General features: G+C 59.5%; 12 protein-coding genes. 6 read left to right on the forward strand and 6 right to left on the reverse strand.

The genetic code is table 11. The features are described 5' to 3' along the window. Positions 1–119 precede the first annotated feature (119 nt). Positions 120–1,703, forward strand: a complete 1,584-nt coding sequence (locus tag VMS83_RS01885; RefSeq protein WP_325409309.1) for an L-lactate permease — start codon at positions 120–122, stop codon at positions 1,701–1,703. 337 nt (positions 1,704–2,040) lie between these two features. Here VMS83_RS01885 and ilvN read toward each other — a convergent pair whose 3' ends face one another. From ilvN to VMS83_RS01900, 3 genes are read right to left on the reverse strand one after another with little or no spacing between them, the layout of a single operon-like run. Then, positions 2,041–2,544, reverse strand: a complete 504-nt coding sequence (gene ilvN / locus VMS83_RS01890; RefSeq protein WP_325409311.1) for an acetolactate synthase small subunit — start codon at positions 2,542–2,544, stop codon at positions 2,041–2,043. After that, complete coding sequence (gene ilvB / locus VMS83_RS01895) at positions 2,541–4,220, reverse strand: biosynthetic-type acetolactate synthase large subunit (protein WP_325409312.1); 1,680 nt, start codon at positions 4,218–4,220, stop codon at positions 2,541–2,543. Before ilvB ends, ilvN begins: the two co-directional genes overlap by 4 nt. Then, positions 4,217–5,707, reverse strand: a complete 1,491-nt coding sequence (locus VMS83_RS01900; RefSeq protein WP_325409313.1) for a 2-isopropylmalate synthase — start codon at positions 5,705–5,707, stop codon at positions 4,217–4,219. The genes ilvB and VMS83_RS01900 overlap by 4 nt, the downstream gene beginning before the upstream one ends. A gap of 437 nt (positions 5,708–6,144) precedes the next feature. Here VMS83_RS01900 and VMS83_RS01905 point away from each other — a divergent pair, with 437 nt between their 5' ends. Further along, positions 6,145–6,822: a DUF2115 domain-containing protein gene (locus VMS83_RS01905; protein ID WP_325409315.1), complete on the forward strand. Its 678-nt coding sequence runs from the start codon at positions 6,145–6,147 to the stop codon at positions 6,820–6,822. Positions 6,823–6,882: 60 nt separating this feature from the next. Here the strand turns inward: VMS83_RS01905 and VMS83_RS01910 are convergent, their stop codons facing one another. Beyond that, complete coding sequence (locus VMS83_RS01910) at positions 6,883–7,176, reverse strand: hypothetical protein (protein ID WP_325409317.1); 294 nt, start codon at positions 7,174–7,176, stop codon at positions 6,883–6,885. A gap of 115 nt (positions 7,177–7,291) precedes the next feature. Continuing rightward, positions 7,292–7,948, reverse strand: a complete 657-nt coding sequence (locus VMS83_RS01915; RefSeq protein WP_325409319.1) for an NAD(P)/FAD-dependent oxidoreductase — start codon at positions 7,946–7,948, stop codon at positions 7,292–7,294. Positions 7,949–8,484: 536 nt separating this feature from the next. Here VMS83_RS01915 and ppk1 point away from each other — a divergent pair. From ppk1 to VMS83_RS01930, 3 genes are read left to right on the forward strand one after another with little or no spacing between them, the layout of a single operon-like run. Continuing rightward, on the forward strand, positions 8,485–10,587 hold the full coding sequence (gene ppk1, locus VMS83_RS01920) for a polyphosphate kinase 1 (RefSeq protein ID WP_325409321.1): 2,103 nt from the start codon (positions 8,485–8,487) through the stop codon (positions 10,585–10,587). After that, positions 10,574–12,178: a CHAD domain-containing protein gene (locus VMS83_RS01925; RefSeq protein ID WP_325409323.1), complete on the forward strand. Its 1,605-nt coding sequence runs from the start codon at positions 10,574–10,576 to the stop codon at positions 12,176–12,178. The genes ppk1 and VMS83_RS01925 overlap by 14 nt, the downstream gene beginning before the upstream one ends. Then, entirely contained in the window at positions 12,175–13,800 is a 1,626-nt protein-coding gene (locus VMS83_RS01930) for a Ppx/GppA phosphatase family protein (protein ID WP_325409325.1), read from the forward strand. Before VMS83_RS01925 ends, VMS83_RS01930 begins: the two co-directional genes overlap by 4 nt. 8 nt (positions 13,801–13,808) lie before the next feature. Here VMS83_RS01930 and VMS83_RS01935 read toward each other — a convergent pair whose 3' ends face one another. Beyond that, a complete protein-coding gene (locus tag VMS83_RS01935; RefSeq protein WP_325409420.1) occupies positions 13,809–14,216 on the reverse strand; it encodes a DUF126 domain-containing protein in 408 nt (135 codons plus the stop codon). A 44-nt stretch (positions 14,217–14,260) separates the two neighbouring features. On the opposite strand from VMS83_RS01935, the gene VMS83_RS01940 reads away from it, so the two are divergent. Beyond that, on the forward strand, positions 14,261–15,421 hold the full coding sequence (locus tag VMS83_RS01940) for a proteasome-activating nucleotidase (protein ID WP_414674906.1): 1,161 nt from the start codon (positions 14,261–14,263) through the stop codon (positions 15,419–15,421). Positions 15,422–15,455 lie beyond the last annotated feature (34 nt).

Here is a 15,455-nt window from a genome sequence, read left to right on the forward strand (position 1 = left end):
CGGCAGGATACGGTCCGGGCAGATACGCAATCTCCGCCCTTTGCCGGGCAGGATCAAAACGATAGTGTTATGCTATAACATGGCAGACACATCTTTCATACCCCGGAGGGTAGATCAAAGTGGACCTTATCATTCAGTTTATTCTGGCCATCCTGCCCATTCTCCTCATCTTTATCGGACTGGTCTTTTTCCGCCAGTCCGGGACACTGATGGGGATCCTTGGATGGATTCTGACAGTAATTATTGCGGTCGTCTTCTTCCAGACCAGCATTCCCGTTGCGCTCGCTGCATCGTGGTACGGTGTGCTCTCGTCATTTGGGATCTCCCTGATGGTGCTATTCACCATCCTGCAGGTCACCATGATGGACGTAACCGGTGCAATCAAGAGCATCACGGCGTATGTCAAGACCGTTGCCGCGGAGCGGTACGAGCAGATCATGATGCTGAACGTGGGCTTTGGGACATTCCTTGTCTCGATCGGCGCCACCCCGGTGACCATGCTCCCGCCGATCATGCTCGCCCTCGGGTTCTCGCCCCTTGCGGCAGTTGCCCTGCCCTGTATGGGCTATGACCCGCTCACCTCGTTCTCGCTTCTCGCGGTTCCGATCACGCTGCCGGCCTCGGCCTTCGGACTGAACGTAAGCACGTTGGGGATCACGGTCGCGTGGTTCCTGCCGGTGATAACAACCGGGATCTCGCTTGCCATGCTCTGGGTTGCCGACGGTTTTGCCGGTGTTAAGAAGGGATTTGCAACCGCCCTTGTGGCCGGGGTCACGCTCGGGTTATGTTCGATTCTCTTTGTCCATATTCTCCCGGCGCCGGCCATCGGCCTTGTGGGAGTCTTCTCGGGCCTGGTGACCGTGATCGTCCTTCTCCTGATGCGGAAGCTCCGGGGCAGGCCTCTTGACGTCTCCGAACCCGCGACCATTGCCGAGGCAAAGGAGGAGCGCAAACACCTGATGCCGCTCTGGAAGGCCTCGATGCCCTGGATCGTGCTTGTGATCTTCTGCGTAATCATCAGTATTCCCATTATCCAGGGAAATCTGCTCTCGATGCTGGGCAATTACCAGAAGATCCCGGTCCTCGCTGACCAGATCGTGAACCTCAAACTCCTCACGCAGGCATACTTCTGGGTGCTGGTGAGCACGGTGATCACTATTCCTCTCCTGGTCAGGTCAAAGGAAGAGTTTACCAAGATCACATCGCTCTGGATGAGGCGTGCGTGGAGCCCGACCCTTGCCGCCATGGTCTTCTTTGCCATTGCCTACGTGATGGACTGGTCGGGGAAGTCGACGATCAACGGTGCGCTCGCGTTTGCACCCGGTGCTTCCGGCTTCAACATGAACATCGTGATCGGTACGGTGCTTGCACTTGCCTTTGGCATTGCCTTCCCGCTGATCAGCCCCTCGCTGGGTCTCTTCGGCGGCTTTGTCTCGGGAAGTGAGACCTCCTCGAACGTGATGTTCTACGGGATCCTCAAGCAGTCGTCGTCCATGCTCAACCTTGACTTTATCAAGGTCTACGCAGCCCACATGGTGGCCGGCGGTATCGCGTCCGGTATCGCGGTGGCAAAGATCATCAATGCCGCGGCGGTCGTGGACAAGATCGGCATAGAAGGCGAGGTGGTCCGCAAGGTTGCGCCGGTGGCGATCGTGCTCACCCTCATTACCGGCGTCATGCTGATACTGATGCTGTATCTCTGACATTTCTCCCTTTTTTTACAGATTTTCCCTGATTGAGAAATAATTTTCAAAAACAATCTCGCTTTTTTGCATTACCTGTCTTTTATAGTCGATCATGCACGAAAAGAGAGAAAGTGCTCTGCCAAAGGATTTTTGCAAAACTATCTGCCCCCCTCACGCCAGCCCTGCCCCCGAGGGGGCGGGGGCGATGGCGTGGGTATTACCTGAATCCGGAGCTGCCCAGAGTACTGGTAATACGGCATCATCGCTACGCAGGGAATGCCCACGCGGCGGGGGCGGCAGCTCACGAAGATCGATCATACCTCTTTTAGGATTTTACAAAGCACAAAAAAGAGAATTATTTACTGCTCGTCACGGTTTTCGTGCCGCGCATGATCCCGATCCGGCCTGTCCGGATCAGTTCCTTGATCCCGAACTGTCGGAGCAGTTTTTCCATAGCATCGATCTTGTCCGTGTCACCGACAATCTGGAGGATCACGGACTTTGCGCCCACGTCCACGATCTGGGCCCGGAAGATGGTCGCGATCTGCATGATCTCTGCCCGGGTGGTTCCCTGATCCGCGGTCACCTTGAACATGGCAAGCTCCCGTTCCACCCGCTCGCTGTCGGTCAGGTCCGAGACCTTGATCACATCGATGAGCTTGTTGAGCTGTTTCATCACCTGCTCGACCTGTGCATCGTCACCGATCACCACGATCGTGATCCGGCTCATGTCCGGCTCCTCGCAGGTCCCGACCGCAAGGCTTTCGATGTTAAAGCCGCGCCGGGAGAAGAGGCCGGTGACCCGGGAGAGGACCCCGGCCTTGTTCTCCACGAGAATGGATAACGTGTGCGCTTTCATGATGGCGGATGCCCCCCGATCATTTCGTTGATGGCAGCCCCGGCCGGCACCATGGGAAAGACATTCTCCTCCCGCTCGATCCGGAAGTCCAGCACGAACGGACCGTCATGGTCCACCGCGGCTTTTAAGGCCGGCATCACCTCATCGCAGGACTCCACCTTGATCCCCTCGATCCCGTAGGCCTGGGCAATCTTCACAAACTCCACCGGCGGAAGTTCCGTGTAGGAATAGCGCCGGTCGTAGAAGAGCTCCTGCCACTGGCGCACCATCCCGAGGTACATGTTGTTGAGGATCGCGATCTTCACCGGGATATTGTACTGCGCTGCCGTGCCCATCTCCTGGATGTTCATCTGGATGCTCCCGTCGCCGGCCACGTCAAAGACCGGCACATCGGGCCGGGCAAAGTGCGCACCGATCGCGGCGGGAAAGCCATAGCCCATCGTGCCCAGGCCTCCCGACGTTATCCAGGTGCGGGGGTGGCGGAAGCAGAAATACTGGGCGGTCCACATCTGGTTCTGGCCCACCTCGGAGACAATCACTGCATCGCCTTTCAAGAGCTCGTTCATCTGCTGGAGGATGAACTGCGGGTGCAGGCAGCCGTTCTCCTTCCCGTACCGGAGGGGGTGGTGCTGTTTCCAGTGCCTGATCCGCTTCTGCCAGGCCTCGCAGACATTCTTTTTCGCAAGCCCCGCGATCATATCCGTGAGCACCGCCTTTGTATCGCCCACGATCGGCACGTCCACGCGCTTGTTCTTCCCGATCTCGGCCGGGTCGATATCGATATGGATCACCTTTGCATGCGGGGCAAAGGTCTCGATCTTCCCCGTGACCCGGTCATCGAACCGGGCCCCGATGGCGATCAACAGATCGCACTCGGTGACCGCAAAGTTCGCGTACTCGGTGCCGTGCATGCCGAGCATACCCAGGTTGAGCGGGTGGTCGCACGGGATACACCCGATCCCCATCAGGGTCGTCGTGACCGGGATGCCATGGGCGGAGACAAATGCCATAAGCTCCGGTGACGCATTGGACGAGATCACACCGCCGCCGGCGTAGATGAGCGGCCGCTCGGCAGCCATGATCAGTTCAATCGCCTTGTCAATCTGGCGCTTGTGCCCCTTGTAGGTCGGGTTGTAACCCCGGAGCACCACTTTTTCCGGCACCACGGGTTCCTTCACCGACCGGGTATTGACATCTTTTGGCAGGTCGATAAGGACCGGGCCCTGCCTCCCGGTACCCGCGATGTAGAAGGCTTCCTTGACCACGCGGGGGATATCCGATGTATCCTTTACCAGGTAGTTGTGCTTGGTAATCGGCATCGTGATGCCCTGGATGTCCGATTCCTGGAAGGCGTCGTTTCCGAGCATCGTGGTCGGGACCTGGCCGGTGATTGCCACCACCGGGACCGAGTCCATGTAGGCCGTGGCAATCCCGGTGACCAGGTTACAGGCACCCGGCCCCGAAGTCGCAAGGCATACCCCTACACGGCCGCTCGCGCGTGCATACCCGTCGGCGGCATGCGCAGCTGCCTGCTCGTGCCGTACCAGGATGTGCCGCAATGGTGAATCGTAGAGTTCATCATAGATCGGCAGCACTGAGCCGCCAGGGTAACCGAAGAGTGTATCGGTACCCTCGCGCTGCAGTGATTCGATGAGGAGTTTTGCCCCGGTTTTCATGTTCGTTCCTCGAGTAGTCTGTTCATCCCGGCGATCATCGCTTCGACGCTCGCCATGATGATATCGGTGCGTGCACCGCGTGATGTAATTATCTTCCCGTCTTTACTTAACCTTACGGTCACTTCGACCAGTGCGTCTGTTCCGCCGCTGATCGCGTCCACGTGGTACTCCTCGAGCCGGATGTCCCCGACATCGGCCACCGACTTTGCAAGCACCTGCATGGCAGCATCCACCGGGCCGTCACCCGTGGCAGCCCCGGTCATCTCCTTTCCCTTGACTTCCAGCGTGACCGACGCGGTGGGGATCATGCTGCTCCCCGAGACCACCGTGAACTGCCGGAGCTTGATGGTGGGCCGGCACTCCATGGCAAGCACGGTGTCGGCCACGGCCATCAGGTCGGAGTCGCTCACCCTCTTCCCGGAATCACCCAGGTCCTTGATCCTTGCCACGATGGCCTTGAGCTGCTGCTCGTTGGGAGAATACTTCATCTCGTTGAGCGCTGCCTCGACGGACGCAGAACCGGAGTGCTTCCCGAGAACGATCCGGCGCTTCCTCCCGATCTGCTCGGGACGGATGGACTCATACGTGGCCGGTTCACGGATCACGCCGTGCGCGTGGATCCCGCTCTCGTGGGTGAACGCCATCTCGCCCACCACTGCCTTGTTGACCGGCAGGGGGACTCCCGTGAGACGCGAGACGAGCGTGGAGAGCGCATAGATCTCCTCCTTTTTGATCCCGGTGGGATACCCGTACAGCACCTCAAGTGCCATCACGAGCTCCTCGAAGGGGGTGTTCCCCGCCCGCTCGCCAAGACCATTGACCGTTGTATGGGCGCAGGTGGCCCCGGCTTTTAAGGCCGACACCGTATTAGCAAGGGCAAAGCCGAGATCGTCATGGCAGTGGATGGAGAGCGGCGCGATCCCGGCCAGTGGCGGAATGTATGCCGCGATCTTCTCCGGGGTGAGAAGCCCCACCGTGTCGCAGAAGCAGAGCCGGTCGGCCCCGCGTTCTACTCCCCCGGTGTAGATCTCTTTGAGGAAACTCTGGTCGGCGCGGGAGGCATCCTCACCCGAGAGTTCCACGATAAGTCCCCGGCTCTTCGCGTACTCCACCGAGCTCCATGCCATCTCCGCAACCTGCCCGCGGGTCTTACGCAGCTTCTTTTCGATGTGCAGGTCGCTGACCGGGATGACAAGGTGCACGGAGTCGGCACCGTTGTCCGCGGCATAATCGATGTCTGATTTTACCGCCCGCACAAAGGTGCAGGTCTCAAGAGGCAGTCCCGCATCCGAGATGAGCCGGATGGCATCCTGCTCCCCGGCGGACGTTGCGGCAGAACCGGCCTCGACCACGTCGACACCAATGGCTGCAAGCCTGGTCGCAATCTCCAATTTCTGGTCCGGGTTTAACGATACACCCGGGGTCTGTTCCCCGTCCCGTAACGTGGTATCAAAAAAGCGCACTTTACTGGCGAATAAAACACTCACTCATGGCAGACACCATGCACCATTATAGGAGTGGTGCATATAAAAAATCTCGCTGCACCACAAGCCCGGTATCAGGGACAGAGCATGAAATTGCGCTGTTTTGGCTCTTGGTGAATTCCTCAAAAAAAAGAATAACGCTCTTTTTAAGTCTCCGGCAAGCCTCCGCTCCTTGCACGCTTGCAGGATCCCCCGTTTGTTCTTAATGCCGTATTTCCTGTGTGTAATGATGGAGCGATTGAAGATCCTTATGCTACAGGTAATACAGACTCCATCGCACACGCCCCCGCCCCCCCGGGGGCAGGGCTGGCGTGAGGGGGGCTCGCATATATTTTAAGGGATTTCTGCAGAACGCTGTTTTTACACAGCACCAACCTGTCGTGGAGAAATCTCTTTAGGGCCAAAAATGTACCCTGTAGTAAAAAACGCGGTCCCCGTTCATGTCATTTTTTTCCAAAGAGACAAAAAACATCTCCGAAACCTTTGCATCAGCGGTCCCGGTAGCGGAGGCATGCCGGGATCTTGGATCTGCCAAAACCCGTGGGGAACTCGGGAAAAAGATCGCTGCCCTGGTCCTGGCGTACTCGCCCCGGGATATCCGGCAGATGATGACAAACTTCGGGAACACGATCCGGGACATCTCCCCGGAGTACCGGGCAGAACTTGAAACGGCAATCACCGGCCACCTGCTCGGGACATACCAGGACATCCGGCTCGCGGAGCAGCAGGGCTCTTTTGCGAGGATGAAGGAGCCGGTCACGGCCCATGAACGTTCCTACTGGGAGATGGTGGCCGCCCAGTGCAAGGCAGGCCCGGGCGATCTCCGGCTCCGGTTTTTGAAATTCCTGCTCGCCGGGTACTGCATGATCGTACGGCAGGAACCGGGCCACCCGGTGGGGATGCGGTTTCCCGGCGGCGATAAGGTTGAACGGATCGATGGGGTGTATTACTGCCCGGTGCGGGAGAAGGCAAACGACGTGGATGCTGCTCTCTGCCCGTTCTGCCCGGCGCACCAGACCCCGGCAGTCGGGTACCTGAAACCCCCGGTGAACGCAAGCGAGCACCGGAAGCAGGAGTTTATCGATAACTGCTACCGGTACCACAATTTCAACGGGTAAGAAAGAAAAACGTTTTTTTTAAGGGGAAAAAACGAAAGGCCGGATGTTCCCTGTTCACGCCTACTTCTTCTTTTCAAGTTTTTCAATGAGGAGGTCCAGTTTTGCATTGAGGGTAACCAGTTTTTCTTCCCGTGCCCGCAGCTCGAAATTCGTGATGGCAAACCAGATCAGCGCGCAGGCTGCGCCGATCATGGCAATGGACAGCATATACGTGGTGAGCGAGTAGGTGGTATCACCCAGAACCATGAAGATACTCAGGATGATGAGGTAGATGCTGATGAACGTGACCCCGAATATAAAGAGTATATCCGTCCATTTCAGCAGAATGTTTCTGTCCCCTAATTTGAGTAACATGTCCCCTCCTCCACGGTAACGCCTCTCTTTTTTACACTATCTTTCTGCCTATATAACACTATAGGGTGCAACTCCGGGCAGGAGGACTGGGTATCCCCAACCGGATCCCGCGACACTATTCTTTCTGAACATCCCCGATCCAGGCCGTGCCCACCCGTTCGAGAAACCGGGACGACCGCTCCTTTGGCTCCGCATGGGACTGGTAATAGGCAAGCAGGGACCGGATGCAGGAAAGCGCCTGATCTGAGGTCAGGCCGGTCGCGACCTGCTCACCCTGGCTGGACTTAAACCCGCTGTGCCCGCCGAAGTACACGGTCCACCCCTTGGCAGACCCCATGATACCAACGTCCCGGACCCGGCTCTCCCCGCAGCACCGCGGGCAGCCGGAGACACCAACCTTGATCTTGGCCGGGAAATCCTTGCCGGCATATTCATCCGAGATCGCCCGTGCAAGGGCGAGCGAGTCCTGCGTGCCGTTCTTACAGTAGGAGATGCCCGGGCAGGACTGGACATAGCGGACGCCGGGGGCAATGGATGCGGCCCCAAGCGGGCCCAGTGCCTTTCTTACGGCCGGGATATCTTTTTCCTGCACTCCGACAAGGAGGAAACGCTGGCCTGATGTGATCTTCACGAGCGGGATAGAGTAGGTCCTTGCAACCCGGGCAATGGTCTCCAGCTCGTCCGGGGTCACGACTCCCGCAGGGACGCGGGTCTGGATCGCGTACGTCTTCCCGTCGCGCTGGAGCTTTGCGCCAAACGTGGCATCGGTCATGGATATACATGGCTGTTCGTGCACGATGAAAGCTTGGGATGCGGATGTCACTGTGGAGAAAATGAGATCTCATTCGGATAAAACCGACATACTGTCTCCTTTCAGGACCGGATGCAGGCCATTGCCATTCATAGATTTATTCAGATATTTAGTGAAAATGGACGATGCCTCGTGCGCCTCAGGGCCTATCCGGGGCACGGCGGGGCAAGGAAGTTTTTTGTAATACGCTTCAGGTTATTTGTCCCCGATCCGCCGTGGAGGCGGCGGCATCTGTCGATCGTGGGGGGTTGGAGGCGACAGCCCCCATCTGCATGAGGACGGGTTACGATACAAAAAGATCTGATCCGGATCAGCCGAACATTTTCAATGACAGGTTAAACCTGATCCTCACATCTTTACAAAACATCCTGTCGCTGCTCTCCTGTGCCCTCAATAGGTCTCCTGCCGGGTGCAGGATTGATATGCCCGGCCTCCCTACCATCACAGTACACTACCCTGTGCGGAAACATCGCCCTGTACTCGCCTCCGGTGATCGCATGACCGATACTGTACCAACACTCGATTCCCCGTCCCTTTACATCAACCGCGAACTGAGCTGGATCCGGTTCAACCACCATGTACTGGAAGAGGCCCAGGACCCACGGCACCCGCTCCTCGAACGGGTGAAATTCCTTTCGATCTTTGCCAATAACCTCGATGAGTTCTTCATGATCCGGGTCTCGGGTCTCCAGAGGCAGGCCGCAAAAGGCGTGCTCAAGGCCCCACCCGACGGGATGACGGCATCCGAGCAGATCCTTGCGATCGAAAAGGCGCTCATTCCTGAACTGGATCTCTCGTTCGAATGCTGGAACAGCGAGATCCTGCCCCGGCTTGCCGCAGCCGGTATTTTTATTCATGATTACAGAGAACTGGACGAATCGCAGAAGCAGGCCCTGCACACGTTCTTTGTCGAGGAAGTATTTCCGGTGCTAACCCCGCTTGCCTTCGACTCGGCCCACCCGTTCCCCTTCATCTCCAACCTCTCGCTCAACCTTGCGATCACCATCCGCGATCCAAAGGGAAAGGAGCTCTTTGCCCGGATCAAGGTACCCACCGGTCTTTTTCCCCGCCTTATCCGGATCCCGGACACACAGCCCGCCAGCCGGCGTGACGACAAGCAGGTGCACCTTGTCTACCTGGAAGACCTCGTGGCCGCACATCTCGACCTGCTCTTCCCGGGTCTCGAAGTGATCGGCGCCTCGCCCTTCCGGATTACCCGTGATGCCGACCTCGACATTGAGGTGGACGAGGCATCCGATCTCCTGACCACGGTCGAGGAGATCATGGAGCAGCGGGCAAAGGGCACCCCGGTCAGGATCGAGGTAGACTGCTCGATGCAGGAGAGTACCTGCCACATGCTGGAACGCAAACTGGGCACCAGTTCCCATATGCTGTACCGGATCGGCCACCCGGTCGGCATGGCCGATCTCATGGAACTCCTCTCCCTTGACCGCCCCGATTTGAAAGACACCCCCTTCCAGCCCTCGGTACCGCCGGAGCTTGCCGAGGAAAAGGACATCTTCTCTGCCATACAGCGAAAGGATATCCTCCTCTTCCACCCCTATGACAGTTTCTCGCCGGTGATTAACTTCATCCGGCAGGCCGCCCATGACCCGGGCGTGCTTGCCATCAAGATCACCCTGTACCGGGTGGGCTCCAACTCCCCGATCGTAAAAGCGCTCATGGAGGCCCGGGAGAACGGCAAGGCAGTAGCCGCCTTAATCGAGCTCAAGGCACGGTTTGACGAGGAGAACAACATCGGCTGGGCCCGGGCACTGGAACGGTCGGGCGTCCATGTGGTGTACGGGGTCGTGGGCCTCAAGGTACACGCAAAACTCTGCATGGTGGTCCGGCGCGAGAAGGACGGGATCCGGCGGTACATGCACCTTGGGACCGGCAACTACAACGCGACCACGAGCCGGATCTACACGGACTTCGGGATGTTCACTTGCGACCGGGAGATCGGGGATGACGTGGCCAACCTCTTCAACTTCCTGACCGGCTATGCCCGTTTCGACCAGTACAGGAAACTGGCCGTGGCCCCGGTCACGCTCCGGTCGGCGATCCTATCCCGCATTGACCGGGAGATCGGGAACCACAGGAAGAACGGCGGCGGCCACCTTATCTTCAAGATGAACGCGCTCGTGGACAGCGAGTGCGTTGCCGCCCTGTACCGCGCTTCGCAGGCAGGAGTAAAAGTCGACCTCCAGGTCCGGGGTATCTGCTGCCTGCGGCCGGGCATCCCGGGGATAAGCGACCAGATCGCGGTCAGCGCCATTGTCGGGCGTTTCCTCGAACACGCCCGGATCTATTACTTCCGGAATAATGGTGAAGATGAGATACTGCTCGGGAGTGCCGATCTTATGCCCCGCAACCTGGACCGGCGTGTCGAGGTGCTCTTCCCGGTCACTGACCCGGCGATGAAGAAGGCACTGCTCGCGATCATCCTCGATACCGAGCTGCGCGATAACCAGCAGCTCCGGCTGATGGCCGGGGACGGGACCTATACGCGGAAACATCCGGCCCCGGATGAAGCGCCGGTCGATTCCCAGGCCTGGTTCCTCGCTCATAAAGGGATCTGGTACCATGCAGGCCCCTGAACCGGCGCCGGCCATTCCCGGGCCCTGCATCTTCGGCATGGGCCGGCTGCTGCCGCTCATCGATGTGCTCACTGCAGAGGTCGCCGGGGTCCGTGCCGATGATGATATCGAACACGTACACCGGATGCGGGTCGCCTCGCGCCGGCTCCGTGCCGCGCTCCCCCTCTTTGCTGAATGTTTCCCCGAAAAGGAGTACCGTGCCTGGCTGCGGGAGATAAAGAAGATCACCCGTGCGCTGGGCGCTGCCCGGGATACCGATGTCCAGATCGCATTCTTAAAAAAATTCTTAAAAGCCCAGGCCGGACCGCAGGGCGCAGACCGCCTCCCGGGAGGAGAGCCACGTTCCGGCGATCCGCTTGCGCTCCACCTCCATCAGCTCCAGAAACAGCGCGGGACCCTCCAGAAGCAGGTGGTCGCAGTCCTCGATGAACTGGAACGTTCGCAGGCGCTCGTCTCCCTGCGTGCTGCCTGCAGCCTGCCCCCGGAACCGGCAGGAAGAAGAAAACGGAAGCGCTTTGCCGGCATCCTTCCGGTTGCTGCCCAAAGGATGGGCAGGCGCCTTGCGGCCATCCACCAGTACGAACCCTTTGTCCACAACCCGGATGCGATCTTCGAGCACCACGCACTCCGGATCGCAGCAAAGAAACTCCGGTACACTCTCGAGGCCTATGCCCCGCTTTACCGGAGAGATCTCGCAAAACCGCTGGCACGGATCAAGCGCCTGCAGGACATCCTCGGGGATATCCATGACTGCGATGTCTGGATCGAGGAGATGTCGGTTGCCATCGTTAAGCAGCGGGCCCGGCGCCACCCGCAGGCCGCCGGGTCGGGCCCGTCAGTCTCTGCTGTTGCACCCCTCCGCCGCCTGCTCTTTAACCGGGAGAAACGCCGCACGCGCCTGTACCGGCAGTTCGTGCGGTACTGGGATGCACTTGCCCGGAACGGGTTCTGGGATGAACTGGCGGTTACGGCCCTCTCGGGCCAGCGCTCAGGGTTCTGCCACACCCGTATGCTCCCCGCAGAAAAGGAGCGCGGGGCTTTTATCCGGCTCGCTGCTACGGTCCCCGGGCACGAAGCCCACACGAGCGCCGTGACAGCACTTGCCCTCCGGCTCTTCGATGAACTGGTCCCCCTCCACGGTCTCTCCCGCCGCGACCGCACCCTCCTCTCCTTTGCGGCCATTGTGCATGACATCGGCTGGATCCAGGGGCAGACAGGCCACCAGCAGGAGAGCTCTGCCATGATCCTTGCGGCGCCGGCACTGCCGGTGCCGGTCCGGGAGCAGGGGATCGTGGCCCTCGTTGCCGGGCTCCACGGCGGGAAGGTGGCACGACGCCCCGACGGGTTCTTTACCCTCCTTACTCCTCCCGATAAAAAACGTGTCCGGTCCCTTGCGGCCCTTCTCCGGATCGCGGACGGGCTCGATTATCTCCATGCCGGGAACGTGACCGGCCTGTCCTGCACGATCCGGGCAAACAATGTTCTCTGCACACTCACCGGAAGCGGCGACCTCTCGGTCGAGAAGGCCCGGGCCATACGCAAGAGCGACCTGTTTGCCGAAGTATTCGAAAAGCCGCTGGTGATCGCATGAAGGCAAAGAAAAAGATCGGGGAGGCGGGTCGCGTCGTCACCTTCATCGACATCGGGACGAACTCCGTCCGGATGCTCGTGGTCCGGTTCAACCCCAACCACTCCTACAGCATCCTGACCCGGCAAAAGCAGCAGATCCGCCTGGGTGAGGGGGAGTTCGATGACGACGAGATCACGCCCGAGGCCATTGACCGGGCCTGCGTGGTCTGCCGTAAGTTCGTGGATCTCGCCCGGACCTTCAACACCGAGGAGTTTGTTGCCGTCGCCACCTCGGCTGCACGTGAGGCTGCCAACCAGGAGACCCTGCTCACGCGCCTCCGTCACGAGGCGCTGATCGATGTGCGGGTGATCTCAGGCCTCGAAGAGGCACGTCTCATTTATCTCGGGGTGGCAAGCGGGCTGCACCTTGGCGAGCGCCAGGCATTCTTTATCGATATCGGCGGCGGGAGCACCGAGATCTCGCTGGGCGGCCAGCAGCAGTTTACTCTCCTTGAGAGCTTCCGGCTCGGGGCGATCCGGCTCTCCAACCTCTTTTTGGCCGACAACCCGGCCGGGCCGGTCCGGCCGGAGCAGTACAAGGTCGTCCAGCAGTACGTGAGAAACGCGATCATTCACACGGTCCAGAAGATAAAAAAACAGAAGATCGACCTTGCCGTAGGGAGTTCGGGGAGCATCATGAACCTCGCGGACATTGCGGCACGGGCGCTTCATCCTGAGGGGGGTGTCCCGTCCGGGATACTCACGTACCGGGATCTCAAAAAGGCCATCGACCTGATCTGTGCGCTCCCGCTCGAGGAACGCCGGAAGGTGCCCGGGATCAACCCCGAGCGGGCCGACATCATCATCGCCGGAGCCGCGATCCTTGATACGTTCATGAAGGAGCTCGCCCTCGAGTCCATTACCACCACGGGCCGGGGGCTGCAGGACGGCCTCCTTATGGACTACCTCTCGCGCATGGAGGACTTCCCCCTGTTCGGGACGCTCTCCCCCCGCGAGCGCAGCGTCCTCCAGCTGGGCCGGTCCTGCGGGATCAACGAGGCGCATGCCCGGACCGTAACCCGGCTCGCGCTCGAGCTCTTCGATTCGGCAAAGGAGGTAAAGATCCACGGCTTCGGTGACGGGGAACGCGAACTCCTCGAATACGCCGCGTTTCTCCACGACATCGGGTCGTTTATCTCGTTCACCAACCACCACGCACATTCCTACTACATCATCAAAAACTCCGAGCTTCTCGGTTTTGACCAGAAAGAGATCGAGGTCATGGCAAACATCGCCCGGTTCCACCGCAAGAAGAAGCCACGCAAAAAACGCCTCGACCTCCCCGACATGGCCGACCACGAACAGGGAACGGTGCTCATGCTCGCCATGTTCGTCCGGCTTGCCGAGAGCCTGGACCGGAGCCATGCCGGGTTCGTGCAGCATGCGCAGTTTGTCCGGGCTGAAAAAGGAGAGGTTATCCTCGACATCCTTGCCGGGAACGACTGCCAGCTTGAGATCTGGGGAGCGGAAGCGGAACAGCGGGCGTTTGAGAAGGTCTTTGGAAAACGCCTTAAGGTAGAGGTCATTGCCCCCCGCAGCGGCGGGGACGGGCAGAACGGCGGCGGGGATCCCGCCACCCGGTAAACGGATAATTACGCCGGGGTACCCTCGTACTCCATCGTGCCCCGGTCGCCGTCCACGCTGACCGTTGTCCCGGTTTTAAGCCGGTCAAGGGGGACCGCCGGGCGGTCGATCATGGGGATGTTGCCGATGATGGCCCCCGTGGCGATGATCGGTTCGGCCTCGGTATTGACAATGGCTGCCGGGGCATGGCCGTTTCGCGAGAGGGCATAGATCACGTAGGAGCCGACCGTCGACCCTTTGCCATACGGGAAGGCGAGCACGGTCCCGGCAACCGATTTGCCTTCGAGCGGATGTCCCTTCTCTACTACGATCCCCGATTCGGGATCGACACCTGACAGAAACGAGATGGGCTCGGGGCTCACGAGCAGCCTGCCTGCGCCCTTTCCCCCGGAAATGCTGCGACCGGTAATGAGCAATATCACACCACATAAATGGTTGAAGATGGAGATATATGAGTAATATGGAAGAGACCTCGGTCGATAATGCACCGGCCGCGAACGAGCTCAAATACCAGATCCAGATAAACGAGCTCGAGGCGGCGCTCCTTGAACAGAAGGTCAGAGCCGAAGATCTCCAGAAAGAAAACGCGCAGCTCAAACGGGAGAATAACCAGCTCAAGCGCATGCCGCTCTTTGTTGCGGTTATTGTTGATATTCTGGAGAACAACGAGATCTATCTCCGCCAGCAGGGAAACAACCAGGAGTACCTGACCCATGCCTCCGAAGAACTCCGCCCGCTTTTAAAACCCGGCACCAAGGTGGCAGTCAACAACGCACTCTCGATCGTAAAGGTGATCGGGAACGTGTACGATGCCCGGGTAAGGGTGATGGAACTCGAGGAATCACCGTCGATCACGTACGCCCAGATCGGAGGCCTCTCGGACGAGATAAAAGAGGTACGCGAGGCCGTGGAATACCCGCTCACGAAGCCCGAGATTTTCCGGAGGATCGGGGTCGAGCCGCCCAAGGGCATCCTGCTCTACGGGTCCCCGGGCACGGGAAAGACCCTGATCGCAAAAGCAGTTGCCCACGAGGCAAAGGCCACGTTTATAAGGATGTCGGGGAGCGAGCTTGTCCACAAGTTCATCGGCGAGGGTGCCGGGCTCGTCCGCGAGCTCTTCACCCTTGCCCGCGAACGGGCGCCGGCGATCGTCTTCATCGACGAGATCGATGCGGTCGGCTCCATGCGCACCAACGACGGGACGAGCGGGAGTGCCGAGGTGCAGCGCACCCTCATGCAGCTCCTCGCGGAGATGGACGGCTTTGACAACCGCGGCGATATCCGGATCATGGCGGCCACCAACCGCGTGGACATGCTCGATCCCGCCCTGCTCCGGCCCGGCCGGTTCGACCGGCTGATCAAGATCCCGCTGCCCGACCAGGCAGCACGCCTCGAGATCCTGAAGATCCACGTAAAAAAGATGCACCTTACCGATGTCAGGCTCGATGTGATCGCCTCCATGACCGACGGGGCAACCGGGGCAGAACTCCAGGCCGTCTGCCGCGAGGCCGGCATGATGGCAGTCCGCCGTGACGCTCCCGCGGTGGAAATGAAGGACCTGACCGATGCGGTAAAAAAAGTCCGGTCCGAGACGATCACCGATACCCGGATGTATACCTGAAACCCCCCGCCTCACCTAGAAGGCCGGTACGGGG

Source organism: Methanoregula sp., assembly GCF_035543475.1.
Classification (GTDB): Archaea; Halobacteriota; Methanomicrobia; order Methanomicrobiales; family Methanospirillaceae; genus Methanoregula.